Source organism: Actinomadura chokoriensis (genome assembly GCF_039529475.1).
Taxonomy (GTDB): domain Bacteria; phylum Actinomycetota; class Actinomycetes; order Streptosporangiales; family Streptosporangiaceae; genus Spirillospora; species Spirillospora bangladeshensis.
In genome coordinates, this window is the sequence record NZ_BAAAMW010000004.1 from 77,924 (window position 1) to 102,889 (window position 24,966).

Annotated in this window: 24 protein-coding genes; 11 read left to right on the forward strand and 13 right to left on the reverse strand. The window is 71.7% G+C overall.

Annotated elements, in window-relative coordinates; genetic code table 11:
* Nucleotide 1: 1 nt before the first annotated feature.
* From ABFX46_RS10940 to ABFX46_RS10965, 6 genes are all read right to left on the reverse strand, one after another.
* Entirely contained in the window at nt 2-448 is a 447-nt protein-coding gene (locus ABFX46_RS10940; RefSeq protein ID WP_131942796.1) for a heat shock protein transcriptional repressor HspR, read from the reverse strand.
* A 6-nt stretch (nt 449-454) separates the two neighbouring features.
* The gene (gene dnaJ / locus ABFX46_RS10945) at nt 455-1,624 is read right to left on the reverse strand and encodes a molecular chaperone DnaJ (RefSeq protein ID WP_346041589.1); all 1,170 of its coding nucleotides are present in this window, start codon (nt 1,622-1,624) and stop codon (nt 455-457) included.
* Nucleotides 1,625-1,711: 87 nt separating this feature from the next.
* On the reverse strand, nt 1,712-2,332 hold the full coding sequence (gene grpE, locus ABFX46_RS10950; RefSeq protein ID WP_346041591.1) for a nucleotide exchange factor GrpE: 621 nt from the start codon (nt 2,330-2,332) through the stop codon (nt 1,712-1,714).
* 38 nt (nt 2,333-2,370) lie between these two features.
* The gene (gene dnaK, locus ABFX46_RS10955) at nt 2,371-4,230 is read right to left on the reverse strand and encodes a molecular chaperone DnaK (protein ID WP_163059984.1); all 1,860 of its coding nucleotides are present in this window, start codon (nt 4,228-4,230) and stop codon (nt 2,371-2,373) included.
* A gap of 301 nt (nt 4,231-4,531) precedes the next feature.
* Entirely contained in the window at nt 4,532-4,783 is a 252-nt protein-coding gene (locus ABFX46_RS10960; protein WP_346041594.1) for a hypothetical protein, read from the reverse strand.
* Entirely contained in the window at nt 4,780-5,121 is a 342-nt protein-coding gene (locus ABFX46_RS10965) for a hypothetical protein (protein WP_346041596.1), read from the reverse strand. Before ABFX46_RS10965 ends, ABFX46_RS10960 begins: the two co-directional genes overlap by 4 nt.
* A 381-nt stretch (nt 5,122-5,502) precedes the next feature.
* Here ABFX46_RS10965 and ABFX46_RS10970 point away from each other — a divergent pair, with 381 nt between their 5' ends.
* The 3 genes from ABFX46_RS10970 to ABFX46_RS10980 are packed head-to-tail and all read left to right on the forward strand — an operon-like array spanning nt 5,503 to nt 6,758.
* The gene (locus ABFX46_RS10970; protein WP_346041598.1) at nt 5,503-6,366 is read left to right on the forward strand and encodes a helix-turn-helix domain-containing protein; all 864 of its coding nucleotides are present in this window, start codon (nt 5,503-5,505) and stop codon (nt 6,364-6,366) included.
* Entirely contained in the window at nt 6,359-6,559 is a 201-nt protein-coding gene (locus ABFX46_RS10975; RefSeq protein WP_346042136.1) for a DUF397 domain-containing protein, read from the forward strand. Before ABFX46_RS10970 ends, ABFX46_RS10975 begins: the two co-directional genes overlap by 8 nt.
* Entirely contained in the window at nt 6,549-6,758 is a 210-nt protein-coding gene (locus tag ABFX46_RS10980; RefSeq protein WP_346041600.1) for a DUF397 domain-containing protein, read from the forward strand. Before ABFX46_RS10975 ends, ABFX46_RS10980 begins: the two co-directional genes overlap by 11 nt.
* Before the next feature lie 125 nt (nt 6,759-6,883).
* On the opposite strand, the gene ABFX46_RS10985 is transcribed toward ABFX46_RS10980, so the two are convergent.
* Nucleotides 6,884-7,240, reverse strand: a complete 357-nt coding sequence (locus ABFX46_RS10985; RefSeq protein WP_346041602.1) for a YybH family protein — start codon at nt 7,238-7,240, stop codon at nt 6,884-6,886.
* 87 nt (nt 7,241-7,327) lie between these two features.
* Nucleotides 7,328-8,671 carry an MFS transporter gene (locus tag ABFX46_RS10990; protein ID WP_346041604.1) on the reverse strand — a complete coding sequence of 448 codons (1,344 nt, stop codon included), beginning with the start codon at nt 8,669-8,671 and terminating at the stop codon, nt 7,328-7,330.
* 500 nt (nt 8,672-9,171) lie between these two features.
* Between ABFX46_RS10990 and ABFX46_RS10995 the strand changes: the two genes are divergently transcribed.
* The 4 genes from ABFX46_RS10995 to ABFX46_RS11010 all read left to right on the forward strand — a co-directional run bounded on the left by ABFX46_RS10995 (nt 9,172) and on the right by ABFX46_RS11010 (nt 12,851).
* The gene (locus tag ABFX46_RS10995) at nt 9,172-9,783 is read left to right on the forward strand and encodes an RNA polymerase sigma factor (RefSeq protein WP_346041606.1); all 612 of its coding nucleotides are present in this window, start codon (nt 9,172-9,174) and stop codon (nt 9,781-9,783) included.
* Complete coding sequence (locus tag ABFX46_RS11000; protein WP_346041608.1) at nt 9,776-10,927, forward strand: CU044_5270 family protein; 1,152 nt, start codon at nt 9,776-9,778, stop codon at nt 10,925-10,927. Before ABFX46_RS10995 ends, ABFX46_RS11000 begins: the two co-directional genes overlap by 8 nt.
* A gap of 116 nt (nt 10,928-11,043) precedes the next feature.
* Nucleotides 11,044-11,649 (forward strand): RNA polymerase sigma factor, encoded by a 606-nt coding sequence (locus tag ABFX46_RS11005; RefSeq protein WP_346041610.1) that lies wholly within the window; start codon nt 11,044-11,046, stop codon nt 11,647-11,649.
* Nucleotides 11,646-12,851 carry a CU044_5270 family protein gene (locus tag ABFX46_RS11010; protein ID WP_346041612.1) on the forward strand — a complete coding sequence of 402 codons (1,206 nt, stop codon included), beginning with the start codon at nt 11,646-11,648 and terminating at the stop codon, nt 12,849-12,851. The genes ABFX46_RS11005 and ABFX46_RS11010 overlap by 4 nt, the downstream gene beginning before the upstream one ends.
* A 305-nt stretch (nt 12,852-13,156) precedes the next feature.
* On the opposite strand, the gene ABFX46_RS11015 is transcribed toward ABFX46_RS11010, so the two are convergent.
* Entirely contained in the window at nt 13,157-14,722 is a 1,566-nt protein-coding gene (locus ABFX46_RS11015) for a 3-hydroxyacyl-CoA dehydrogenase (RefSeq protein WP_346041614.1), read from the reverse strand.
* A gap of 67 nt (nt 14,723-14,789) precedes the next feature.
* Between ABFX46_RS11015 and ABFX46_RS11020 the strand changes: the two genes are divergently transcribed.
* On the forward strand, nt 14,790-15,998 hold the full coding sequence (locus ABFX46_RS11020) for an acetyl-CoA C-acetyltransferase (protein WP_346041616.1): 1,209 nt from the start codon (nt 14,790-14,792) through the stop codon (nt 15,996-15,998).
* A 21-nt stretch (nt 15,999-16,019) separates the two neighbouring features.
* Here ABFX46_RS11020 and ABFX46_RS11025 read toward each other — a convergent pair whose 3' ends face one another.
* The 3 genes from ABFX46_RS11025 to ABFX46_RS11035 form a co-directional block, all read right to left on the reverse strand.
* Nucleotides 16,020-16,388, reverse strand: a complete 369-nt coding sequence (locus tag ABFX46_RS11025) for an ABC transporter permease family protein (protein ID WP_346041618.1) — start codon at nt 16,386-16,388, stop codon at nt 16,020-16,022.
* A 471-nt stretch (nt 16,389-16,859) separates the two neighbouring features.
* Nucleotides 16,860-17,405, reverse strand: coding sequence for a PadR family transcriptional regulator (locus ABFX46_RS11030; RefSeq protein WP_346041620.1), 546 nt, complete (start codon nt 17,403-17,405; stop codon nt 16,860-16,862).
* Nucleotides 17,406-17,682: 277 nt separating this feature from the next.
* Entirely contained in the window at nt 17,683-18,279 is a 597-nt protein-coding gene (locus ABFX46_RS11035) for a TIGR03086 family metal-binding protein (protein ID WP_346041622.1), read from the reverse strand.
* A gap of 292 nt (nt 18,280-18,571) precedes the next feature.
* Here ABFX46_RS11035 and ABFX46_RS11040 point away from each other — a divergent pair, with 292 nt between their 5' ends.
* Nucleotides 18,572-20,722 (forward strand): (Fe-S)-binding protein, encoded by a 2,151-nt coding sequence (locus ABFX46_RS11040; RefSeq protein ID WP_346041624.1) that lies wholly within the window; start codon nt 18,572-18,574, stop codon nt 20,720-20,722.
* A 49-nt stretch (nt 20,723-20,771) separates the two neighbouring features.
* Here ABFX46_RS11040 and ABFX46_RS11045 read toward each other — a convergent pair whose 3' ends face one another.
* On the reverse strand, nt 20,772-23,153 hold the full coding sequence (locus tag ABFX46_RS11045; protein ID WP_346041625.1) for a BTAD domain-containing putative transcriptional regulator: 2,382 nt from the start codon (nt 23,151-23,153) through the stop codon (nt 20,772-20,774).
* Nucleotides 23,154-23,307: 154 nt separating this feature from the next.
* On the opposite strand from ABFX46_RS11045, the gene ABFX46_RS11050 reads away from it, so the two are divergent.
* Both ABFX46_RS11050 and ABFX46_RS11055 read left to right on the forward strand, forming a co-directional pair.
* Entirely contained in the window at nt 23,308-24,075 is a 768-nt protein-coding gene (locus ABFX46_RS11050) for a hypothetical protein (RefSeq protein WP_346041627.1), read from the forward strand.
* A 106-nt stretch (nt 24,076-24,181) separates the two neighbouring features.
* Entirely contained in the window at nt 24,182-24,943 is a 762-nt protein-coding gene (locus ABFX46_RS11055; protein ID WP_346041629.1) for a ZIP family metal transporter, read from the forward strand.
* Nucleotides 24,944-24,966: the final 23 nt, after the last annotated feature.

Below are 24,966 nucleotides of genomic sequence, written 5' to 3' on the forward strand. Positions count from 1 at the left end.
GCTAGTCGGAGTTCCGTTCGTGCCAGACGACGACGCTGGTGTGCCGGATGGGCACCAGGTCGGCGCCGGGAGTGCCGGTCGGCTCGCCGTGCCGCCGCTGCTGCGCCAGCCGCGCCGCGACCGCGCGGGTCGATTCGAGCTCGTTCGCGAGCTCCTCCAGCGCGGCGTGCGCCTTCACGAGCTCCTCGCGGAGCCGCACGTTGTCGCGCTGCAGCTCCAGGATGTGCTTGATGCCGGAGAGGTTGATGCCCTCCTCCTGGGAGAGCCGCTGGATCTCCCGCAGCATCACGATGTCGCGCATCGAGTAGCGGCGGCCCCGGCCGGCCGTCCGGCCGGGGGACACCAGGCCCATCCGGTCGTAGGTCCGCAGCGTCTGCGGATGCAGCCCGGACAGCTGGGCCGCCACCGAGATCACATAGACCGGGGTGTCATCGCCGAAGGGGTCCATGGGGTCTCACTCCTGTCTGGCCTTCTGGAGGACGTCGGCGCGGAGGTCCTCGCCGCCGCCCGCCTCGCGGAGCTTGGCCAGCGCCTCCCGCGACTGCTCGTCCAGCTTCTGCGGGACGTGGACGTCGACGGTGACCAGCAGGTCGCCCTTCGTCCCGTCGCGGCGGGTCGCGCCGCGCCCCTTCACCCGGAACTTGCGGCCGTTGGGCGTGCCCTCCGGCAGCTTCAGCGTGACGGGCTGCCCCTGGAACGTCGGCACCCGGATGTCGGCGCCGAGCGCCGCCTCGGGGAACGTGACCGGGATCGTCAGCGTCAGGTTGTCGCCGCTGCGCCCGAACACCGCGTGCGGACGCACCTTGATGTTGACGTACAGGTCGCCGGCCGGGCCGCCGTTCTCGCCCGGCGCGCCCTTGCCCTTCAGCCGGATCTTCTGCCCGTCCGCGACGCCCGCCGGGATGCGCGCCTGGATCGTGCGGGTGCCGGTCGCGCGGCCGCTGCCGTGGCAGATCGGGCACGGGTCGTCGACGACGAGGCCCCGGCCGCGGCACTCCTTGCACGGCTCCTGGAAGCCGAAGTTGCCGAGGTTGCGGGTCTCGTGCCCGGTGCCCTCGCAGCTCGGGCACACCCGCGGCACCGTGCCGGCCTTCGCGCCCGTCCCCCGGCACGCGTCGCAGGCCGCCTCGCTGGTCAGCTTGATCGGGACGGTCACGCCGTTCATCGCGCGGCCGAACGACAGCGTCACCTCGGTCTCGACGTCCGCGCCGCGCCGCGCGCGCCGCGTCGTCCCCGTGGTGCGGGTGCCGGCGCCGCGCCCGAACAGGCCGCCGAACAGGTCCCCTATGCGCTCGCCCGCGCCGCCCGTCTGCGTCCCGGTGCCGCCCTGGCCGAACAGGTCGCCGAGGTCGAACCCGAACCCGCCGCCCTGCTGGCCGCGGAACCCGCCCGGCATCGACCGGACGGAGTCGTACTCCTTGCGGCGCTTCTCGTCCGACAGCACGTCGTAGGCCTCGGAGACCTCCTTGAAGCGCTCCTCGGCGTCCGCGTCCCCCTTGTTGGCGTCCGGGTGGTACTTGCGCGCCAGCTTTCGGTAGGACTTCTTGATCTCCTCCTGCGAGGCCGTCTTCGCGACACCGAGGACCTTGTAGTAGTCCTTCTCCAGGTAGTCCTTGGTGCTCACGGCGCCCCGCCTTCTGCTATCGCCACTTGCCACATGCCTTCATGCCCCGAAGGGGCCCGCCCCGGTCAGAGGGCGGGCCCGTGGGGCTCATTCGCCCGATTCGCCGTCCGGGCCGCCCGGCCCGTCGGCGGGCTTCTCCGCGTCCGGGTCGGGGTCGGCCACCGCGACGCGCGCCGCCCGCAGGATGCGCTCGCCGATCCGGTAGCCGGGTTGGAGGACGTCCACCACACTCGTCTCGGTCACGTCGGGCGAGAGCGAGTGCATGAGCGCCTCGTGCACGTTCGGGTCGAAGGGCTCGCCCTTCTCCCCGTACCGCACCAGGCCGAGCTTGCCGGTGACCGCCTCCAGGCTCTCCGCGACGGACTTGAACCCGCCGGTGAGCTCGTCGTGGTCACGGGCCCGGCCGATGTCGTCCAGGACCGGGAGCAGCTCCATCAGCACTTGGCCGAGGGCCTGCTCGCGGACCGCGACCCGGTCGCGCTCGACCCGCTTGCGGTAGTTGTCGTACTCGGCCTTCAGCCTCTGGAGGTCGGCGAGACGCTCCGAAAGCTGGGTCTGCAACGAGGAGACCTCCTCACTGCCGGCCTTGTCGGCCTTGCCTGTCTTGCCGGCGCCCCCGTCGGCCGGGGCCTCCGGGGCAGGCGAACCCTCCGCCTGCGCCCGGACTTCCCCCGTTTCGGGATCGATGCGCCGCTTGTCGCGGATCACCGGGCCCTCCTTTTCCTCGCCCTCATTGGGTGAGGACGTCACGATGCACCGTCCTTGGGCTTGTCCTCGTCCACGATCTCCGCGTCGACGACCTCGTCGTCCTGCGGGCCCTGCGCGTCGGCGGTGGGGCCGTGGTCCTCGGCGCCCGCCTGCGCACCCTCCGGGTTCTGCGCGTACATGGCGGCGCCCATCTTCTGGCTGACCTGCGCGAGCTTCTCGGCCGAGCCCTTGATGGCGTCGACGTCGGTGCCCTCCAGGGCCTTCTTCACCTCGGCGACCGCGTCGCTCACCTCGGTCTTCAGCTCCGCGGGGACCTTCTCGTCGTTCTCCCGCAGGAACTTCTCGGTGGAGTACGCGAGGGTGTCGGCCTGGTTGCGGACGTCGGCCTCCTCCTTGCGCTTGCGGTCCTCCTCGGCGTACTGCTCGGCGTCGCGCATCATCTTCTCGATGTCGTCCTTGGGCAGCGCGCTGCCGCCCGTGATGACCATCGACTGCTCGCGGCCGGTGCCCTGGTCCTTCGCGCTGACGTTCACGATGCCGTTCGCGTCGATGTCGAAGGTGACCTCGATCTGCGGGACGCCGCGCGGCGCCGGCGGCAGACCGGTGAGCTGGAACGTGCCGAGCTTCTTGTTGTACGCGGCGATCTCGCGCTCGCCCTGGTAGACCTGGATCTCCACGGACGGCTGGTTGTCGTCGGCGGTGGTGAACGTCTCCGACCGCTTGGTCGGGATCGTGGTGTTCCGCTCGATGATCTTGGTGAAGATGCCGCCCTTGGTCTCGATGCCGAGGCTCAGCGGGGTCACGTCCAGCAGCAGGACGTCCTTGACCTCGCCCTTCAGCACGCCGGCCTGGAGGCTGGCGCCGATCGCGACGACCTCGTCCGGGTTGACGCCCTTGTTCGGCTCCTTGCCGCCGGTCAGCTCCTTGACCAGCTCGGACACCGCGGGCATCCGGGTCGACCCGCCGACCAGGACGACCTGGTCGATCTTGTCGACGCCGATGCCGGCGTCCTTCAGCACCGACTGGAACGGCGCCTTGGTCCGGTCGAGCAGGTCGGAGGTCATCCGCTGGAACTCGGCGCGGGTGAGCTTCTCGTCCAGGTGCAGCGGCCCCTCCGCGGACGCGGTGATGTAGGGCAGGTTGATCTGCGTCTCGGACGAACCGGACAGCTCGATCTTCGCCTTCTCCGCGGCCTCGCGCAGCCGCTGCAGCGCCATCTTGTCCTTGGACAGGTCGACGCCGTTCGCGTTCTTGAACTTCTCCACCAGCCAGTCGACGACCTTCTGGTCCCAGTCGTCGCCGCCCAGGTGGTTGTCACCGCTGGTGGCCTTCACCTCGACCACGCCGTCGCCGACTTCCAGCAGCGAGACGTCGAACGTACCGCCGCCGAGGTCGAAGACCAGGATGGTGGCCTCGTTCTCCTTCTCCAGGTGGTAGGCGAGCGCCGCCGAGGTCGGCTCGTTGATGATCCGCAGGACGTTCAGGCCCGCGATCTGGCCGGCCTCCTTGGTGGCCTGCCGCTGGTGGTCGGAGAAGTAGGCGGGGACCGTGATGACCGCGTCGGTGACGGTCTCGCCCAGGTAGGACTCGGCGTCCCTCTTCAGCTTCTGCAGCACGAACGCGCTGATCTGCTGCGGGGTGAAGTCCTTGTCGTCGATCTTGGTCTTCCAGTCGGTGCCCATCTCGCGCTTGACCGACCGGATGGTGCGGTCCACGTTGGTGACCGCCTGGCGCTTGGCGACCTCGCCGACGAGAACCTCGCCGTTCTTGGCGAAGGCGACGACGGACGGCGTGGTCCGCGACCCCTCCGCGTTCGCGATGACGGTGGGCTCGCCGCCCTCCAGAATCGCGACGACCGAGTTGGTCGTCCCGAGGTCGATGCCGACCGCACGTGCCATGTTCTCGTCCTCCGTCGTTTCCGGTTAACCCCGTTGCCGGTGTCATGCAGCCCCGGTCGTCGCCCAGGGCGCGGCCGGTTCGTCTTCTGTCCGCAAGATTGCCCGGATCGCGCTCCCCTGTCAAATGACTTGAGCCGACCCGACTCAACTTTGCTGACGACCTCTACAACAGGACGATTGAGCCACGTATTCCGGTTCCCCGAACGGACCCGCCGACGCAGAGTTCGCCTGAACGGAGGAGCGCGCGCCCGCCTGTCGTCCCCCGCCAGGAGGACCACCTCCTCCCCGCGACCAGGGGACGTCACCACCTCGTCCACATGACCCCGGCGTCATCGCGCCGCGCGTGGCCGACGATGCCGAGGACGATGTACTCGCTCTTGCCGTACAGGGACACCGTGACGAGCCTGACCGCACCGCACACGCCTGTGGCCGCACTGCGAAGGGCGAGATCGACGTGGCTGAACGCGGTGTCCATGTCGTCGGTCACCCCGGCGTGGCCGTTCCCGACGTCCCAGGCGTACATCCGTGGTGGGGTGCTCGCCCGTCCGCTCACCGCCAGCCCCCGAGCAGGACGCGCCGCCGCCGCTTCGGCCGTCCATGGCCCGGCCGCGCCGATTCGCGGGGCCGTGAGGGGGCGGCCGGACGATCCCGCAGCTTGCCTCTGCGGGGCGGGACCGTCCGCCGGACGGCGAGGACCGCGCGGATCTCGTCGGCGAGAAGCCGAGGGGTGACCGCCTCCACCAGACGGTCGTTGACCAGCGCCCACCAGTGCCCGGTGTACTCCCCGAGCCAAGCCCGGACGCCGGGGAACGCGGCCTCCAGCTCCTGTCGGATCTGGTCGGGGTCGAGGTAGACCCAACTCGTCGCGGAGCAATCAGCTAGGTTGCCCATAGATCGGACCTCTCTTCCGATCGAGGCCCCGGGCGTCATGGTGTTGCAGCACCTGTCCGGGGCCGCCCTATGTCTACGAGCGCGCAGGGGCGCGACTCGCTCTTGTCACGCCACGCGGCCGGGGAGCCCGGGGGTGAGCACCCCGGCCACGCGACACCCGCCGGCACGAACCCGCGCCGACGGTCACCCAACCGCCGCCCACGCCTGGGGGTAGCGCGTCGACGGTCCAAGCGGCGAACCTTCACCTGCGCTTGGTGACGCTGCGGAGTCGGCTCGACACGGGAAGGATGACATGTACAAGTACAAGGCGCTAGTACTTGACGAAGATTCCATTCGGTATTTGGCCGCGCACCTTGGGTGATCACTGGGAGACTGGCGCCCATGCCGATAGACCACGGGCCCACTGCTCGCCACCGTCGCCTGGCGGCGGAGCTTCGACGTCTCCGGGAGGAGGCTCGGCTGACGCCGGAGGCCACGTCCGGGCTTCTGGGCTGGAGCCGCCCGAAGCTCGTCCGCATCGAGACGGCCAAGGGAAGGCCCACCGTGGCCGACGTCGAGCGCATATTGGACGTCTACGGCACCGACTACGCGACGCGGGCAGCGTTGCTCCAGCTCACCCGCGACATCCGTACCCGTGGCTGGTGGGCGGCGTTCGGCGACGTCCTGGCCGGCGGCTACGCCGAACTGGAGGACGCCGCCAACCGCATCCGAACCTGGCAAACGGAAGTCGTCCCTGGTCTGCTCCAGACCCTTGATTACGCTCGCGTGCTGATCGCGGGTGAGTTTCCGGATGACACGGAGGAGATCGACCGGCGGTTGCAGGCTCGGATGGCGAGACGCGCCCGCTTCGCGCGCACCGACGCCCCCGAACTCGACTTCCTCGTGGCCGAGGAAGTCCTCCGCCGTCCAGTGGGCGGGCCAGCCGTGATGGCGAGCCAGCTTACGGCGCTCATTGAGGCAGCGGCACAGCCGTCAGTGGCAATACGGATCGTCCCAATGACACACGAGTACCGGCCTGGTCTGGGTGAAGGCTCGGTAGACATTTTCGAGTTCTCGGCGCCCCTGGAACTCGATACCGCACACGTGGAGACTATGGGAGGAAGTATGTACATCGAGGACATCGCGCAGGTGCGGCGTTGTAGCTCGATGTTGGACCGCATCGCCGACGCGGCCCTGTCTCAAGAGGATTCGGTGGCTCTGTTCGCCGCCATCCGGGAGGAGTTCCGAGCTCATGTCCATGCATAGGTTCCCGGCCGAAGCCCAGTGGCGAATCAGCAGCCACTCTGGGGCAGGCAACAATTCGTGTGTCGAGGTCGCGCTGAACGTTCCTGGTGTTGTGGGTGTTCGTGATTCGGTGGATCGGGACGGGCCGGTGTTGGTGTTCGGGCCGTCCGCGTGGCGTGCGCTGACGTCGCGGATCAAGAACGATGACCTCTGAGCGCACCGTGCCTGAATGGCGGATCAGCAGCCATTCGGGGGCAGGCAACGATACTTGCATCGAGGTGGCGCTGAACGTTCCTGGTGTTGTGGGTGTTCGTGATTCGGTGGATCGGGACGGACCCGTCCTGATGTTCGGGCCGTCCGCGTGGCGTGCCCTGACGGCCCGGATCAAGAACGGCGGGCTGGCCATTCACTGATCACCGTCCGGGCGAGTCTTCGACGTGGGCCGGGTCGGGTGACGGTTCGGCCCTGTGTCCGCGCGGGACGCCGATACGACATTGTGCGGCGGTGGGCGCGGCTGTGCCGGCCCACCGCCGCATCGCTAGGGCACTTCGAGCGGCGGGCGGTCCGCGACCCGTAGCCATGACCCGTCCGGCTGGCGGCGGGCGATCTCGGCGGTCACCTCGCCGTTGGTCAGCGTGGTCGCCGTCAGTGCCAGGTCGCCGCTCACCAGTGCCGGCTGCTGCCTGCCCGGCGAGATCACCGTCCCGGCCGCGACCATCTGCTCGAACACCTTGCGGATCTCCGCGTGTCCGGTCGCGAGACTGCCCGGCGGGAACGCCAGCACGGCGTTCGGCTCGTACAACGCCACCAGCCCGTCGACGTCGCCCGCGTTAGCGCGCTCGACGAAGAACTTGCCCAGGTCGTTCGGCTCAGTGGCCACTGTCCTGCTTGTCATGTGCTCAGGCTTCCAGCGAATCACGACATCTTGTGTCATCTATTCCGGTAGAACGTTCGGATGCGCGCCGACCGGCCCTGCGCGGGATTAGCCGAGCATCTCCTGCGTCTGTTCGGCGGGTATGGAGATCCGCCAGGCGATGATCGCGGCCGTTGCCAGGCCGATGATCGCTAGGAGGCTGGCGGTGAGGAACGGGTCGGTGCCGGTCAGGGCCGGGGCGAAGCCGACGCCGACGTAGAGGGTGATCCCGGTCGAACCGCCTAGTTGGTCGGCGGCTCGTTGGACGCCCGACGCGATGCCGGCGTCGTCTTCGGTCACGCCGGTGACCGCGACGTACTGCAGGCCGACGATTCCGAACCCCATCCCGGCGGCGATCAGCACCATGGCCGGGATCAGCGCCGGGCCGGTGGCCTCCACGCGGGCGACCAGCGCGATGACGATCATGGCCGCGGTGGTGAAGCCGATCCCGGCGAGGACGCAGGCTCGCGCGCCCCACCGCTCGAGCAGCCGGGGAACCAGCATCGAGGCCGTGATCAGGGACACCGCCAGGGGCAGCATCGTCAGGCCGGCCTGGAGCGGGCCGGCGTCCAACCGGTCCTGCAGGTAGTAGGTGAACAGCAGGAACGAGGCGGACAGGGCCGCGCTCAGCAGGGCGGTGGCGAGGTTCGCCAGGACGCGCGGCCGGTTGCGGAAGAACCGCAGAGGCACGAGCGGGTTCCGTGAACGGCGTTCGACCCTGATGAACAGGGCGCCCGCCGCCACCGCACCGGCCAGCGCGAGCGGCGGCAGCCATGGGAGGGTGCCGTCCCCCTTGCCTGCCTCGACGACCCCGAGGGTGAACAGGAGTGGGGCCGCGGTCAGCAGAAGCGCCCCGGGAACGTCCAGCGGTGTGCGTTCGGCCGGCCGCTCGCCCGGAACGAGAAAGACCGCTGCGGCGAGCACGACCAGGATGAAGGGCACGGACACCAGGAAGACCCACCGCCAGCCCAGCAGCTCGGTGATGACGCCGGAGACCACGAACCCGAGGACGAGTCCGCAGCTCGCGACGGCCGCCCATACGCTCAGCGCCCGCGACCTGGGCGGGCCCTCCGGGAACATGAGCACGATGACCGCCATCGCCGCCGGCAGCGCGATCGCTTCACCGGCCCCCTGCAGCAGCCGGGCCGTCACCAGGACGGTGAAGGACGGCGCGAGCCCGGCCAGCAGGGACGCGGCGCCGAAGAGCGCCGTGCCGAGCAGGAGGATGCGCCGCCTGCCGAGCATGTCGCCCAGCCGGCCGCCGAGCATCAGCAGCCCCCCGCCGGTGATCGTGTACCCGACCACGACCCAGGTCAGCGAGTGACCGTCCACGCCGAAGTCGGCGCCGATCGAGGGCAGGGCGACGTTGACCACGGTCACGTCGACCGCGATGAAGAACTGCAGCATGGCCATGCAGCACAGCACCAGCCACGCGCGCGCTTGGGACGACGCGTCCCGGCGCGAAGAAAGAACGCTTGAAGACACCGAGTGCTCCGTTGCTCAGAAGAAGTTCCGAGCAGCACGAACGTGCCGCTCCGGATCGTCGACGGAGCGGTGGAACGTTCAACGGGAAGTGAGACGAACGCTCCGCCGCTAGCGGAGCGTCCTCGTCACTGCGGCGCAGGCGGCCGCGCACGAAGCGCCGGACATGCCGCCGATGCTACCGGCTCCCGCCGCGAACAGGCCGTCCAGATGGAGGACCTCGGCGGCGGGCGGTTCGGCGCCCCGCTTCCGGCCCCCGTCCAGGGCAGGCCGTGTCGCTGCGGGTCACCGCGAACGACGCGGGCGGCAGTGGCGTCGACCAGCGGATCATTTGCGCCTACCGCGTCCGGTAAGTCCGCTTGGAACGAAAGTGAGGAGGGGGTCCGGGTGATACGTGTGTGACCGCCATCCGTGCGACGGAAAGGCACCACATGACGGGGAACCCCCTCGCCGCGGCGCGTCCGGACCGGCCTCCCGCCGGACCGGACGTGCCGCGGCCGTCCCTGCACGATCCCGAACGGTTCGGGGAGGTCTTCGACGCCCACTTCGCCGAGATCCACGGGTACGCCGCCAAGCGCCTCGGCCCGGACGCCGCGTCCGACGTCGCGTCGCAGACGTTCCTGGAGGCGTTCCGCCACCGCGACCGCTACGACCCGGCGCGGGCGAACGTCCGGACCTGGCTGTACGGCATCGCGACCAACCTGATCGGCAAGCACCGGCGCAGCGAGGTGCGCGGCCTGCGGGCCCGCGCGCGGCTCGGCCCCGTCCGGGACGACGGCGGGCACGCCGACCGGGTGGACGCCCGCGTCAGCGCCCAGGGCCTGCGCGGGCGGCTGGCCGGCGCGATCGCCGCGCTGCCGGCCGGCGAGCGCGACGTGCTGCTCCTCGTCGCGCTCGCCGACCTCACCCACGAGGAGATCGCGGCGGCCCTGGACATCCCGTACGGGACGGTCGGGTCGCGGCTCAGCCGGGCCCGGAAGAAGGTGCGCGCGGCACTCGGCGGCACGAACCCGATGCACGAAGGGGAGGACGACCATGGATGAACTGCAGGCGATCCGCGAGGCGTACGGGGAGCCGGAACCGCCGACCCTCCGGGAGATGACCGAGGCCCGCGCCCGGGTGACCGGCGAACCGCCGCGCCGCCGAGTCCGCCTCGGATGGCGGTTCCGGATCGGGCTCGGCGCCGTCGCCGCGGGCGCGGCCGTCGCCGTCGCGGCCACGGTCACCGGGACCGGTGCGCCGGCCCCGCCGCCGGCGACGGTCGACCTCGGCCGGGAGGCCGTGCTGGCCGCGGCGGCGAAGGCCGCGGCGCAGCCCGTCGGCAAGTACTGGTACTCCGACCAGGTCTCGGGCCAGTCGTACATCGTCCGGGCCGGGACCGGCGACTACGCGATCGTCGGCGCGCACATCGAGATGTTCGGCTGGACCGGGGCGGAACCGGGCATGGGCCAGGCCCTGCACGCGCGCGACATCCCGGCCCGGCCGCTGACGGAGCGGGACGCGGAGCTCTGGCGGAAGGCGGGGTCGCCGTCGAAGTTCCGGGTCTGGTCGAACGACCACTACTCCACCTACGACCGGTCGACGTCGAAGTGGGACAGCGACGCCCCCGACGCGCGCGCGGGCGGCAGGTTCTTCGTCCAGGGGACGGGCCGAGAGCTGACCCTGGACGAGGTCCGGCGCCTGCCCGAGGACCCGGCCGCCCTCGCCGAGATGTTCTTCACGCCGCGCGTGCCGAAGGACGGAGCACGCGTCGGCCCGCTCAACCGGCTCGGGACTCCCGGCGCCAAGCTCGGCGTGACGGCGCGGCTGCTGGAGGACGTCCCCCTGCCGCCGAGGGTCCGGGCCGGACTGATGCGGGCGCTGGCCGCGCAGCCCGGCGTCAGGTCGGTCGGCGCGGCCACCGATCCGCTCGGCCGGACCGGCGTCGCGCTGGTCGCCGACGACGCGCCGTCGACGGTGGACGGGACGTACGGCGCGCCGCCGGAGGAGCGCGGCACCTACCGGTCGCGTTCGGAACTCCTCTTCGACAGGGCGACCGGTGAGCTGCTCGCCGAGCAGCGGGTGCTGACCGAGCCGGGCGGGGCCTACCGGGACCGCGAGCCCGGCTTCGTGATCGACTACTGGATCGTCCGGGCGTCGGGCTGGACGGACGCCAAGCCGAAGCCGCCCGCGGAACCGCCCTTCTGATCGGGGACGCGCGCCCTCCGTCCGGGACGTCCGGGACGTCCGGACGGAGGGCGCGCGCGGCCGTGAAGGCGAATCGGGGGTTCGGCTGAGAACGGGGTGACCGAAAGGATCACTTCATGGCCCACCAACGCCCGCCGGACACCGGTGGGGACGACCCCGACACGGAGGCGATCGTGCGGTCGCGGCGCGACCCCGCCGCGTTCGCGGAGATCTTCCACCGCCATTTCGCCGCGATCCACGGGTACGTGGCGCGGCGGCTCGGCGCGGACGCCGCGGACGACATCGCCGCCGAGGTCTTCCTCGCCGCGTTCCGCAAGCGCGGCCGGTTCGACCCGGCGCGCGGGACGGTCCGCGCCTGGCTGTACGGGATCGCGACCCGGCTGATCGGGACGCACCGGCGCGCCGAGGGGCGCCGCTACCAGGCGCTGGCGCGCACGCCCGCCGACCGCTTCGAGGACGGCCACGAGGAGCTGGTCGCGGCCCGCGTCACCGCCGGCCGCGCCGGCGAGGACCTGGCCGGCGCGCTGGCCCGGCTGCCGCGCGGGGACCGGGACGTCCTGCTGCTGGTGGCGCTGGCCGACCTGTCCTACGAGGAGGTCGGGCAGGCGCTCGGCCTGAAGACGGGCACGGTCGCGTCCCGCCTGCACCGTGCCCGGCGCCGCCTGCGGGAGTCGCTCGGCGGAACCGATCCCGCGCTGATCGTTGAGGAGACGCCCGCATGAACATGAACGAGATGGACCGGGTCCGGGGCCTGCTGCGCGAGCCGCCGCCCCCGTCCGCGGAGACCGCGGCGAAGGCGCTGGCCCTGCTGGAGGACGAGATGGCCGGGCGGCGCCCCACGGCGCCGAGGGCGGGGCGGCGGCGGTTCGGGTTCGGGTGGCCGGCCGGGCTGGGGCTCGGGCTGGTCGCGGCGGGGGCCGCGGCGGCCGTCGCGGTCGCGCTCACCGGCCAGGGGACCCCGGGCTCGCCGGACGCGCCCGCCGGTGCCGACCTCAACAAGCAGGCGGTGCTCGCGGCGGCGGCCAAGGTCGAGCTGACCCCGACCGGCAAGTACTGGTACACCGACCGCATCGACGGGCAGTCGTACATCATCCGGGCGAAGACCGGCACGTACGCGATCGTCGGCGCCACGACCGAGTCGTTCAACTGGACCGGCGTGAAGAAGGGGACCGGCGAGGCGTACTACGGGCGCGACCTGCCGGCCCGTCCGCTCACCGCGCGGGACGAGGCGCTCTGGAAGAAGGCCGGGTCGCCGTCGAAGTTCCGGGTCTGGTCGAACGACCACTACTCCACCTACACGGCCGAGGCGACGAAGTGGCGGTCGGACGTCCCCGAGGTCGGCATCGACCCCGAGGGGGGCGGCGAGTTCCTCGGCGAGCCGGCCGAGGAGTGGCAGAACCTGCCGACCGATCCGGCCAAGCTCGCCGAGAAGTTCCTGAGCGGTGAGGAGGCGAGCCGGGGGCTGAACCCCGGGGCGAAGAGCGGCCGGAGGCCGACCGAGGCGCAGACGGCCTCCGCCGGGATCTGGCGGACGTCGTCGATCCTCGGCGGCACCCCCGTCCCGCCGAAGGTGCGGGCGGGGCTGATGCGGGCGCTGGCGTCCCTGCCGGGCGTCCAGGCGATCGGCCGCGTCGCCGACCCGATGGGCCGCGAGGGCGTCGCGCTGGCCACCGCCGCCGAGCGCACCGCCACGATCACCGGCGAGTACGGCGGGCCGAAGGCCGAGCGGGGCAGCTACGGCCACCGCCTGGTCATCGTCTTCGACGAGAAGACCGGCGGCGTCCTGTCCGTCCAGGACACGCTGACCAAGCCGGGCGGCCGGTACGCGGAGATGAAGCCGGGCTTCATCATCAACTACGTCGCGGTCCGCTCGTCGGGCTGGACCGACACCAAGCCGAAGCCGCCCGCGGAGCTGCCCTTCTGAGCGGGCCTTTCGAGCCGGGGGGCGGTGGCCGCCGCGTTATCCCTTCGGTGAAGCGCCGCCTCCACGCCGATGCCCTCCGCCCACCGTCCGGGCGGAGGGCATCGGCGCGGAGGCTGCGCGCGTACCCGGTCGCGGCGGCCCGCCAGCCCTCGCCGGACGGGACCGCCACGCGGTCGCGGTCGCCTCCTACGCCGCCTGTGCCGCGATGCTGATCGCCGCCCTGTTCGCTGCTTTCGTCCTGCGGGCCGACCGTCCGGCTCCCGCCGGCGAGCGCACTGAAGGCCCTCGCCAGGGCTCCGGTGTCGTTACGCGGTGAGGTCGGACGGGGCCGTGCCGGTCTCGTTCAGGGGAAGGGCCAGGGCGACGCGTTCGGTCAGCCAGGTGCTCGGCCGGTAGCGGGGGTCTCCGGTGGCCTCCTGCAGGCCGTGCAGAATCCGGAGGACGCGGTCGGCGCCCTCGTGCTCGCCCCACTCCAGCGGACCGCGCGGGTAGCCGAGGGCGAGGCGGACGGCGGTGTCGATGTCCTGCGGACGGGCGAGGCGCTGCTCGGCGATCCCGCAGCCCACGTTCACGACCGAGGCGAGGAGCCGCTGGGCCACCGGGGCCGGGGCGTCGCGGACGACGGAGACGGCCCGTCCGGTCGCGGCGAGGGCCGCGATACCGGCGCGCCCTGCGTCCGCGTCCACGCCCGGGTGCACCATCACGGTGAGGCGGGTGAAGAATCCGCCCAGCGGGTCAACGCCCAGGGTGCGCTCCAGGGGGAGGCCGTCCGCCGCCACCAGGGTGCTCTGCCCGAGCGGGGCGACGAGCACGACCGCATTGGCCGACGGCTCGTCCCCGGACTCGACTTCCACTCCCGCTGCGGAGAGCAGCGCGCCCAGTGATTCACGGACGTCGCCGTGCACCCACACAGGGCGCGGCTCCACCGCCGGGACGGCGACCTCCGGCGGCTCTTGCTTGGCGCCGTCCACGTACTTGTAGAAGCCTTCGCCCGTCTTACGTCCGTAGAGGCCGGCTTCGAGGCGTGCCCGTCCGATCCTGGACGGGCGGAAACGCGGCTCCGTGTAGAACCCCGTCCAGATGGACTCCATCACCGGGTGCGACACGTCCATCCCGGTGAGGTCGAGGAGTTCACAAGGCCCCATCTTCAGGCCCAGGACGTCCCGCGAGATGCGGTCGATGTCCACCGGCTCGGCGGCACCCTCGGACAGGATCTGCAAAGCCTCCGTCACCAGGCCGCGGCCCGCATGGTTGACGAGGAACCCGGGCGCGTCCGGCGCGAGCACCGGTTCATGCCCGAGACGCCGGACGAGGTCGGCGAGCGCGTCCGGAATCCACTCCGCCGTGCGCGCCCCTGGGATCACCTCCACCAGACGCATCAGCGGCACCGGGTTGAAGAAGTGCAGCCCCGCCACCCTGGACGGATCCTCCAGCGCCGCCGCGATCGCCGTCACCGGCAGCGAACTGGTGTTGGTCACCAGGACCGTGTGCTTCGGGCAGACCTTCTCCAGGGACGTGAACAGCTCCCGCTTGGTGTCGATGTCCTCCCGGACGGCCTCCACCACGAGATCGCAGTCCTGGAACGGGGTCAGCGGCTCGCCGACCGGCCGCAGCCGCCCCTTCGCGGCCTCCGCGTCCTCGGCGGTCATCCGCCCCTTGCCGACGAGCTTGTCGAACATGCCGCCGATGTACTCGGTGGCGCTGACCACGGCCTCCATCCGGAGGTCGGCCAGCTCCACGGTCAGCCCGCCCGCCGCGGCGAGCTGCGCGATCCCGCGCCCCATCGCCCCGGTCCCGATCACCCGGACGGTCGTCGCCCGCCGCGCCCACTGCTCCACCGTCGCCTCCTCGCTCGTCCACTCCCCACGCATTCAACCGCGATGGACGGTGGCCGTAATGTGCGAGGTGCCCGCAACCGACCCCCGTGAGGAGCCCACCATGCGCGATGCGGTGATCTGCGAGCCACTGCGCACCCCGATCGGCCGGTTCGGCGGGTCGCTGAAGACCGTCCCGCCCGTCGAGCTCGCCGCCACCGTCATCCGCGCGCTGGTCGAGCGCACCGGCCTGCCGGGCGGCGCGGTCGACGAGGTCGTCCTGGGCCACTGCTACCCGACGTCCGACGCCCCCGCGATCGGACGCGTCGCCGCGCTGGACGCCGGGCTCCCGATCTCCGTCGGCGGCAGCCAGCTCGACCGGCGCTGCGGCTCCGGGCTGCAGGCCGTCCTCAACGCCGCCATGCAGGTCCAGACCGGTGTCAGCGACGTGATCATCGCGGGCGGCGCGGAGAGCATGAGCGGCGCGCCGTTCTACACGACGAAGGCGCGGTGGGGCGTGCGCGGGCCGTCCCTCGAACTGCACGACGCGCTCGCGCAGGGCCGCGTCACCGCCGGCGGGGCCGGCTACCCGGTGCCAGGCGGCATGCTGGAGACCGCCGAGAACCTGCGCCGCGAGTACGGCATCGGACGCGCGGAGCAGGACGAGCTGGCCGTCCGCTCCCACCAGCGAGCCGTCGCCGCCCAGCAGTCGGGCGTGTTCGCGGAGGAGATAGTCCCGGTGACGGTGACGTCGCGCAAGGGGGACACGGTCGTCGACACCGACGAGCACCCGCGCCCCGACACGACGGTCGAGAGCCTGGCGAGGCTTCGTCCCGTCCTCGGCAAGCAGAATCCCGAAGCCACTGTGACGGCCGGGAACGCCAGCGGCCAGAACGACGCCGCCGCCGTCTGCGTCGTCACGACTCCGGAACGCGCCGCCGAGCTGGGGCTGCGTCCGCTCGTCCGGCTGGTGTCCTGGGGGCGCGCCGGGGTGCCGCCGAAGACGATGGGCATCGGGCCCGTCCCCGCCACGGCCAAAGCCTTGCAGGCGGCCGGCCTCACCCTCGCCGACATGGACCTCATCGAGCTGAACGAGGCGTTCGCCGCGCAGGTCCTCGCCGTCACCCGTGAATGGGGCCTCAAGGACGCCGACTGGGACAGGGTCAACGTCCACGGCTCCGGTATCTCCCTCGGCCACCCCGTCGGCGCGACCGGCGCCCGCATCCTCGCCACGCTCGCCCGCGAGATGCACCGCCGCGACGCCCGCTACGGGCTGGAGACGATGTGCATCGGCGGCGGTCAGGGCCTCGCCGCCATCTTCGAGCGCCTCTGAGCCGCTGCCCGGGGGTCGGGCTCAGGTCGCTTCGGCGTTGAGTGTCCTGGCTATCGGGTTCCGGGCCGCGAGGCGGGCCGGGACGGCGGCGATGAGACCGGGTGTGGCGCCGACCGCCTTGAGCACCCCCACCCGGCGGGTCTGCTCGGCGGCGCGCCCGGCGGCCAGCGTCGCCACGCCGCCGATGGCCAGGAAGCTGAGCAGCCAGCTGCCGATGACGAGGATCGGCCGGCTGCCCTTGAGCATGGTCGCGTCCTGGTCGGCCACGAGCTGCCAGGCCCGGACGTTCACCCAGGTGTCCTCGAACGCGGGGGCGATCGCGGGGACGCGCCGCGCGAACGCCTCGGCGGTGCCCGGGTCGCGCAGCTTGAGGTAGATGAAGGAGGTCACCTCGACGTCGGGTGACTTCAGCGCCCGGGTGTCCGGTTCGGTCAGCCAGAGCGAGGCCGCCGCCGTCGCTCGGCCCGCCGTTCGGACCGATGCCCAGCGCCCACGGGTAGACCGAGCGTGCCGCGGTCACGGCGATCCCGGTGACGGGGAACGAGCGTCCGGCGATCGTGACGCGGTCACCGACATGGACGCCCATCGCGGTGGCGAAGCCACGCTCGACCACGGCGCCTCCTGGACGGACCCAGCCGCCCGGCGTCACCAGCGGCCGGTCGACCGGACCCGGTGCCGTGCCGGCGGGCTGCACCACGGCGGCGCCCGTCGAACCGTGCGCCGTGAGCGACGTGTAGTACTGGCGGTGCGGGCCGCTGTGCGCCACCACCCCGGACGCCTGCTCCAGGGGGAGTCCTGGGCAGGACGGCCGGGAGGGGCTTTGGGGCGCCGGCGGGCTGGTTCAGGCGTCCTCGGGTTCGTTCATGGGTCCTTTGGGTCGTTCTCGCGGTCGTTCTCGGCGTTCGACCAGCGGCGCTCGCAGGCGTCCAGCCAGTGCAGGTCCGCCTGCAGTCGCAGGGCGACGCCCTCCAGCAGCAGGCCGGCGGTGGAGCCGTCCGGCTCGGCGAGGACCGCGCGCTGCACGTCGCTCAAGCGGCGCAGCAGTTCGCGGCGCTGCGCGTCCACCAGTTCGACGGGGTCGGCGAGCCGTGCTGCCGCTGCGGCGGCGAGCTTGAGGTGGAACTCCGCCAGATTCGGCTTCGGCCAGGTCACCTCGGTCAGCCAGGCGGCCACGCGCTGCTGCCCGGCCGGCGTCAGCGCGTACACCTTGCGGTCGGGCCGGTCGGGGAGGCCGTCCGCGCGTTCGCAGACGACTAGGCCCGCCCTCTCCAGCCGGGCCAGGGTCACGTACACCTGGCCCGCGTTCATCGAGTCGCCGAGCGGCCCGAGGGCCCGCCGCAAGCGCGCGCGCAGGCCGTACCCGTGCGACGGTTCCTTCGCGAGCATCGCCAGCACCGCGTCCTGCATGCGTCACCCCTTACGGCCAGCTAATAGCTAACGGTTAGCCCGCGCGCCCGTCAAGAGGAACCGTCGGCCTGCCGGTCCGGGACGGCCGCCGGTCGGGGGCGGCCGCCGGCCGCGCGACGTTATCCACAGAAGCGCGTTCCAGTTCCGGCGGCCGTGCGCCGCTCGCATCATGGAAGCCGGTCGGGGCATGACGGTGCGGGGGTGCGACGTGGTCAGGGCAATCAGGCGGTGGACGTTCGGTCGGCCAGGGGCGTCACGCCATTGGGGCGGGAGGCCTTCAGGCGGGAGGCGTCCAGGTGGGCGTGCGGCCGGTCAGGGCGATGAGGCGGTCCAGGGCGGTGGCGTCGGCGGGGACGTCGGCGGCCGGGCCGAAAAGGCCGGGGATGCCCTTGCCGTCGCTCTGCTCCACCGCGGGGGCGACGAAGGCGAGGCAGGAGTCGATCTCCTCCTCGCCGACCTCGTAGGGCTGGCCGGTGGCGCGGGCGATGTCCCAGCCGTGCACGACCAGCTCGTTCATCGCGACGTTCCCCGCGTCCGCGCCGGGCAGGTCGACGCCGCCCGCCTTCGTCATCCCCTGCCAGGCGTCGGGGGAGCGCCAGGCGGCGGCGAGGGCGTCGAGGCGCTCGGGCATGCGGGCGCGCCAGTCCGGGGGGAGGTTGGACGCGTCGGCGGACGGCGGCTGCGAACCGCCGTCCGGGAAGTTCTTCGTCGCGGCCCATGTGAAGGCCAGGGTCAGGCCGTTGACGTGGTCGAGGAGCGCGCCGAGCGAGGTGTCCGCGCAGGGCGTCGGGGCGGTGAGCCGGTGGTCGGGGACGTTCGCGAGCAGCGCGGCCATGCGCCGGGACGCGGGTGCGAGGTCGGGCATCGGGGTCATCTGAGGTCCTCCGTTCGCTGTACCGGTGGACGGGACCGCCCTGGACGGGCGCCGCCCTGTGGTATGGACTCGGGAACCCGCCGATACTCATCGGAACCCAGATCTCTAAGGTATGACGGGCGACACATCCCCGGTTCGGCGCCGCATCGCCCTGGGAAGGGAGCGAATGCGGGTCTGACCAGGGCGTGTGACGCATAAGCTACTACCGAGTAGTATTCGGGCCCGGATGACGTGCAGTCTGTCGCGAGCCCTACGCTGACTGCCATCGCCCGTACCCCAGGAGGACGGAACAGTGTTCTGGATCACGTTGGTCATTGGGCTCGCCGGTACGGCGGTCGCTCTGGCGCTCGCCGGTCGGCGGGTGCTGTTCCTGTACAAGATCGCCATGAGCGGTCAGCCCGACCCTGAGCGGACGCTGCAGGTCAAGCGTGAGCCGAAGAAGGCCGTCGAGGGCCAGGCCGTCGAGGTCCTGGGGCAGCGCAAGCTGCTGAAGTGGACGCTGGCGGGCATGGCGCACTTCGCGGTCATGTGGGCGTTCTTCCTGCTGCTGACGGTCTACATCGAGGCCGCCGTCGCGCTGCTGTTCGGGTTGGACGCCAAGATCCCGGGGCTGCAGACCTGGGGGCCGATCGGCTTCGTCCAGGACACGATCGCGCTGGCGTGCACCGCGGGCCTGATCACCTTCACCGCGATCCGGTTCAAGAACTCGCCGAAGCGGCTGGACCGCAAGTCCCGGTTCAAGGGCTCGCACCTGTCGGGCGCCTGGTGGACGCTGTTCCTGATCTTCAACGTGATCTGGACGATGTTCTTCTTCCGCGGTGTCGAGTGGGCCAGCGGCAACCTCCCCTACGGCAAGGGCGCGTACTTCTCCTACTTGGTCGGCCAGCCGTTCGAGGGCATGAGCCACGACACGCTGGAGCTGCTGGAGTCGGTCGGGCTGCTGCTGCACATCGGCGTGGCGCTGGTGTTCCTGGTGTTCGTGGTGCACTCCAAGCACCTGCACATCTTCCTGGCGCCGCTGAACGTCATGTTCAAGCGCCGTCCGGACGGCCTGGGCGCCGCGCAGCCGATGATGTCGGGCGGCAAGCCGCTGGACTTCGAGGAGGCCGACCCCGACGAGGACGTCTTCGGTCGCGGCAAGATCGAGGACTTCACCTGGAAGGGCTTCCTGGACATGGCGACCTGCACCGAGTGCGGTCGCTGCCAGTCGCAGTGCCCGGCCTGGAACACCGGCAAGCCGCTGTCGCCGAAGATGCTCATCCTGGAGCTGCGCGACCATGCGCTGGCCAAGGCGCCGTACCTCACCGCCTCGGAGGAGCAGCGCGAGAAGTTCACCGACGAGCAGAAGCTCGCCATGCAGGTGGACAAGGAGCTCGTCGCCGACGACGGCGTCATCCACCCCGACGTGCTGTGGTCGTGCACCAACTGCGGTGCGTGCGTCGAGCAGTGCCCGGTCGACATCGAGCACATCGACCACATTTTGGACATGCGCCGCTTCCAGGTCATGATCGAGTCCAGCTTCCCCTCCGAGGCCGGGGTGATGCTGAAAAACCTGGAGAACAAGGGCAACCCGTGGGGCATGTCGGAGATGAAGCGCCTCGAGTGGATCGAGGAGCTGGACTTCGAGGTCGAGGTCGTCGACGACAAGGTCGCAGACGACACCGAGTACCTGTTCTGGGTCGGCTGCGCCGGCGCCCTGGAGGACCGGGCCAAGAAGACCACCAAGGCCGTCGCCGAGCTGCTGCACATCGCGGGCGTCAAGTTCGCCGTCCTCGGGCCGATGGAGGCGTGCACCGGTGACCCGGCCCGCCGCCTGGGCATGGAGTTCGTGTTCCAGATGCTCGGCCAGCAGAACGTGGAGACCCTCAACGACGCGGGGGTGAAGAAGATCGTGGCGACCTGCCCGCACTGCTTCAACACCCTGGCCAACGAGTACCCGCAGATCGGCGGGAACTACGAGGTCGTCCACCACACCCAGCTGCTGGCGCACCTGGTCGAGTCGGGCAAGCTCACCCCGGTCACCCCGATCGAGGAGAACATCACCTACCACGACCCCTGCTTCCTGGGCCGCCACAACAAGGTCTACAAGCAGCCGCGCGACATCATGGCCACCGTCCCCGGCGTCAAGACGCAGGAGATGCACCGGCACAAGGACCGCGGCTTCTGCTGCGGCGCCGGCGGCGCCCGGATGTGGATGGAAGAGCGCATCGGCAAGCGCATCAACACCGAGCGCGTGGACGAGGCGCTGGAGACCAACCCCGACACCGTCTCCACCGCCTGCCCGTTCTGCCTGGTGATGCTCGGCGACGCCATCAACGAGAAGAAGAACGAGGGCGCCGCCAAGGAGACTCTGGAGGTCGTCGACGTCTCCCAGCTCCTGATCCGCTCCATCAAGGGCGGCGAGGGACGCGCCCCCGAGAAGGAGACCGTCGCCGCCGAATAGCACAGCACGAGAAAGGACCCCTGGCCACACGGCCCGGGGTACTTTCACGTCACAGGACGAGCTCGGTGTCCCGCATCGGCGGGACGGCGATCATCATCTCGCGGAGGGCGTCCACCACCTGGTAGGGCAGGATCTGCCGGGCCACGAGATCGTCCACGGACGCGAGCGGCCCTTGTGCCGCCCGTGCGAGCACGATGAGCTTCGCGTGGTGGGCGTCCAACCCGGGCAGCGAGGCGAGCACATGCTCGGGCGCCGAATTGACGTCGACCAGCCCGCCGTCATCGAACCCGGTCGCCAGGTCGGGACGTCCGATACCGAGCCGATGGGCGATCACCGGGTGGTGCGCCGCCAGCGACCGCGCCTGCTCCCGCCGGGCCCTCCGCTCGATCAACTGGACGTTCACCCCGCCCGGCGATTCGGCCGTGAGAAGCGCGAGGTGCACGGCACCGCCGAACATCGTCGCCAGCAGCGCGAAGAAGAGCGGCCCGTCCCACGGGCTGCTCTGCTCGGGATCACCGCTGGTGGCGCCCACGAGGAAGACGACCGACAGCGCCAGATACCCGACCGCCATCCCCGCCAGCGCCCGACTCCGCCGCCGCGCCGCGTAGTAGGCGACCAGAGCCCAGGTGACCAGCCCGAAACTGAGCGGCGGAAGACCCATGAGCACGGCCCGCAAAGCCCACGAAACCCGCCGCCCACCCCCCACCGCTCCAAGCCGGGGCCCCGCACCAGAAGTCAGGACATCGTGAACCGGCAGAGCGCCGTACAACACCTCAGCCGGAACCCCGCCCCGAACCGCCTCCTGCGCCGCCGCGCCCAGACCATGGCCGGACGCAACGCCGTACGGCAGCCCACCAGCCACACCGCCGTGCACGAGGCCGGTAGTCCGAACACCATCCGGCACCCCTCTCACCGCACCACCGAGCGCCACCTCAGCCACCGGAGCGCCGTACAAGGGGTCGGCCGGCGCGGCGCCGTGCGGCAATCCCGCCGCAACAGCAGCGTGCGCCAGGCCAGCATGGGAACCGCCGTGCGACCCCCCGCTCGCCCCAACGCTGGACGGCAGCTCGGTCGGCTGGGCCCCGTGCACGGGGTTGGTTGGCAGGGTGCTGTGTGGCATCCCGGCCGGTGAAGCGCCGTGCGCCGAGTCGGCTGGGAGAGCACCGTGCGGAGGGTTGGTAGGCGCGGCGTCGTGCGACCCCGCGCTAGCCGCAACGCTGGACGGCAGGTCGGTCGGCTGGGCGTCGTGTGGCTGTCGGGTCGCCGCAGCAGCGTGTGCCGGGTCGGCTGGTGAGGCGTTCTGGTGCAGTCCGGTCGCCGGAGTGCCGTGCGCAAGATCAGCCGGGAGAGCGTTGTGCCGGGGGTTGGTTGGTGGAGTGCCGTGTGGCAGCCCGCTCGCAGGAGCGCTGGACGGCGGGTCGTTTGGCGAGGCACCGAGGACGTGTTCGGTCGTCGGAGTGCCGTGCGCCGGGGCGATTGGCGAGGCGCTGCCGGGATCGTCGGTTGGTGGAGCGCCGTGCGCGACGTCGGCCGGGGGAGCGTTGTGTTCGGGGTCGGCCGGTGTGGTGCTGCGCGCCAGGTCGGCTGCCGGGGGGCTGGGTGGGGGGTTGGTCGGCGGGGTGGTCTGTGGGGGTGGTGTGGGGGTGTTCCTTTTGGGTGGGGTCAGGGTTGGGTCGGAGCGGAGGATGGCCTGGTGGAGGGCGCGTAGGCGTTCGCCGGGGTCTACGCCGAACTCGTCTGCCAGGAAGTCGCGGGCGTCTCGGTAGGCGGCCAGGGCCTCTGCTTGGCGGCCGGAGCGGTAGAGCGCCAGCATGAGCAGGGAGCGGAAGCCCTCGCGGAGGGGGAACTCGGCGACGAGCCGGAGCAGTTCGGGCACCAGGCGCGTGTGCTCGCCGGCGTCCAGGCCGGCTTCGGCGCACGCTTCCAGGGCCGCCGCGCGCATCTCCTCCAGGCGGTTGCGGGCCGCGTCGAAGAAGGCGCCGGTCAGGCCCGCCAGCGCCGGGCCGCGCCACATGGCCAGTGCCTCGCGGAGCATCTCCTCGGTCTGCGCCGCGTCCTCGGCCGCCTGCGCCGCCTTCACTCGCTCCTGGAAGACCTCGGTGTCGAGGCCCTCCGGCGGGACGTGCAGGGCGTATCCGCCGGCGGTGAGTGTCAGAAGCCGTCCCGGAGTGCGCGGGGAGCGGTCCGGTTCCAGGACGCGGCGCAGCCCGGCCACGTATTTCTGGACGACGTTCGCCCCGTTGTCGGGGGGATCGTCCCCCCACACCGCCGTCACGATCGACGCCGTCGGCACCGGGCGGCGGGGCGTCAGGAGCAGGACGGCGAGCACCGCCCGCTGCTTGCCCGGCCCGAGGTCGAGCTCCCGTCCGTCCCGCCAGGCGGTCGGCCGGCCCAGGATCTCGAAGCGCGGTGACGATCCCTCGCGCGGCACCGCGACCACCTCCCGTCCCCCGTCCCCGGCAGTCGTTCGGCAGCAGGGGCGCAGTGACCGCAGCATAACGACAGTCATCCCGCATCCGCCCGCGACAGGCTCTTTCCGGACATCCAGGGCGATGTCCCATGAAGGTGAAAAGGGGGAACAGCGGATGCCTCAGCATCGACTGCGGGCCGGCGGAGTGTCGGCCGTGATCGTCCTCGTGCTCGCGTCCGGCGCGGCCTGCGGGCCCGCCGAGGACGCCGCGACGACATCGAAGACGGCGTCGGCGCCCGCGCGTCCGTCCGCCGGTGCGACCGCCGGTGCGACCGCCGCGGCGTCCAACGGGGTGGAGAAGCTGCGGCCCGCCGAGATCCTGGCGCGCGCCCGCAAGGCGACGGCGGCCGCCCGCTACCTGCGGATGCGCGGGCAGATCGACGACGGCGACGGCAAGGTCGCGTTCGACTTCAGCTTCGCGGGGGCGACGGAGGCGACCGGCTGGTTCCAGCAGGGGAAGCAGCGCGTCGAGATCACCAGGATCGGCAAGGACGTCTACATCAAGGGCAACAAGGCGTTCCTGACGGACATCGGGGGCAAGAGCGCGGTGCAGTTGCTCTCCGGCAAGCACCTCCGGACGACCGCGAAGAGCGCCGACTTCAAGGACCTGGCCGCCCTCACGGACCGGACGTCCCTGATGAAGGAGGCCCTGAAGGCCGCCGGCACCTGGAAGAAGGGCGCGGCCGGGACGGTCGCCGGAACGCCCGCCCTCACCCTCACCGGCGGGCCCGGCGTGGCGATCCAGGTCGCGACGAGCGGGGAGCCGTACGTGCTGCGGCTGGACGGCGGGCCCGGCAACCGCATCGAGTACCTCGCCTACGGGACGCGGGTGGACGTCCGCCGCCCGCCCGCCGAGGCCGTGGTCGACGGCGACGGGTTCTGATGATCGTCCGTCCGCTCGGCGCGTCCCGGGGCCGCGGGTGCGCGCCGGGCGGGCGGCACTTCCACCGATGAGGTTCTGAACGGGGACACGCTGGTAAGACACGGGGATGGCCGTGCTCGTGTCCGTCCTCGCGTTCGTGATGACGCTCGCCGGCGGTCTCGCGGCGATGCGGATCCGCGACCGGCGGCACCTCGTCCTCGGGCTGGCGGGCGGGCTCATGCTCGGCGTCGTCGCCTTCGACCTCATCCCCGAGTCGCTGGAGATGACCCGGCACCACCCGCTCGGCGTGCCCGCGCCCATGATCGGCTTCGCGGGCGGGTTCGTCCTGCTGCACGTGGTCGAGCAGGCCGTCGCGATCCACCGGGCGCACGAGGACGAGTACGCGCCGCACGTCCACACGCACGGCGCCGGCGGCGGCGCCGAGGGGAGCGGGGGCGCGGGCGGGCTGCTCGCGGCGTCCGCGCTCGTCCTGCACAGCCTGGTGGACGGCCTCAGCATCGGCCTCGGGTTCCAGTCCGGCACCGACGTCGGCGTGTTCGTCGCGCTGGCCGTCGTCACGCACGACTTCGCGGACGGGTTCAACACCTTCACGGCGGCCTCACTGAACCGCGCCGACCGCCGTCCCGCCGTCCTGCTGCTGGTCGCGGACGCCGCCGCGCCCGTCGCCGGCGCCGCGATCGGCACGCTGGCGACCGTCCCGGAGTCCGTCCTCGGGCCCTACCTGGGGACGTTCGCCGGCGTCCTGCTGTACCTCGCCGCCGCCGAGATCCTGCCGGAGGCGCACAGCGTCCACCCGCGCGTCATGACGCTCTGCGCCACCGGGCTCGGGATCGCGGCCGTCCTGTTCAGCGTGAGCCTCGCCGGATGACCCCCGCGCACGGCGAAGGGCCG

Bases quoted from the DNA above. Each gene is read 5' to 3' on its own strand.
- ABFX46_RS10940 (WP_131942796.1), bottom strand. From the start codon at position 448: ATGGACCCCTTCGGCGATGACACCCCGGTCTATGTGATCTCGGTGGCG.
- dnaK (WP_163059984.1), bottom strand. From the start codon at position 4,230: ATGGCACGTGCGGTCGGCATCGACCTCGGGACGACCAACTCGGTCGTC.
- ABFX46_RS10965 (WP_346041596.1), bottom strand. From the start codon at position 5,121: ATGGGCAACCTAGCTGATTGCTCCGCGACGAGTTGGGTCTACCTCGAC.
- ABFX46_RS10970 (WP_346041598.1), top strand. From the start codon at position 5,503: ATGCCGATAGACCACGGGCCCACTGCTCGCCACCGTCGCCTGGCGGCG.
- ABFX46_RS10975 (WP_346042136.1), top strand. From the start codon at position 6,359: ATGCATAGGTTCCCGGCCGAAGCCCAGTGGCGAATCAGCAGCCACTCT.
- ABFX46_RS10980 (WP_346041600.1), top strand. From the start codon at position 6,549: ATGACCTCTGAGCGCACCGTGCCTGAATGGCGGATCAGCAGCCATTCG.
- ABFX46_RS10985 (WP_346041602.1), bottom strand. From the start codon at position 7,240: ATGACAAGCAGGACAGTGGCCACTGAGCCGAACGACCTGGGCAAGTTC.
- ABFX46_RS10990 (WP_346041604.1), bottom strand. From the start codon at position 8,671: ATGGCCATGCTGCAGTTCTTCATCGCGGTCGACGTGACCGTGGTCAAC.
- ABFX46_RS10995 (WP_346041606.1), top strand. From the start codon at position 9,172: ATGACGGGGAACCCCCTCGCCGCGGCGCGTCCGGACCGGCCTCCCGCC.
- ABFX46_RS11000 (WP_346041608.1), top strand. From the start codon at position 9,776: ATGGATGAACTGCAGGCGATCCGCGAGGCGTACGGGGAGCCGGAACCG.
- ABFX46_RS11005 (WP_346041610.1), top strand. From the start codon at position 11,044: ATGGCCCACCAACGCCCGCCGGACACCGGTGGGGACGACCCCGACACG.
- ABFX46_RS11010 (WP_346041612.1), top strand. From the start codon at position 11,646: ATGAACATGAACGAGATGGACCGGGTCCGGGGCCTGCTGCGCGAGCCG.
- ABFX46_RS11015 (WP_346041614.1), bottom strand. From the start codon at position 14,722: ATGCGTGGGGAGTGGACGAGCGAGGAGGCGACGGTGGAGCAGTGGGCG.
- ABFX46_RS11020 (WP_346041616.1), top strand. From the start codon at position 14,790: ATGCGCGATGCGGTGATCTGCGAGCCACTGCGCACCCCGATCGGCCGG.
- ABFX46_RS11030 (WP_346041620.1), bottom strand. From the start codon at position 17,405: ATGCAGGACGCGGTGCTGGCGATGCTCGCGAAGGAACCGTCGCACGGG.
- ABFX46_RS11035 (WP_346041622.1), bottom strand. From the start codon at position 18,279: ATGACCCCGATGCCCGACCTCGCACCCGCGTCCCGGCGCATGGCCGCG.
- ABFX46_RS11050 (WP_346041627.1), top strand. From the start codon at position 23,308: ATGCCTCAGCATCGACTGCGGGCCGGCGGAGTGTCGGCCGTGATCGTC.
- ABFX46_RS11055 (WP_346041629.1), top strand. From the start codon at position 24,182: ATGGCCGTGCTCGTGTCCGTCCTCGCGTTCGTGATGACGCTCGCCGGC.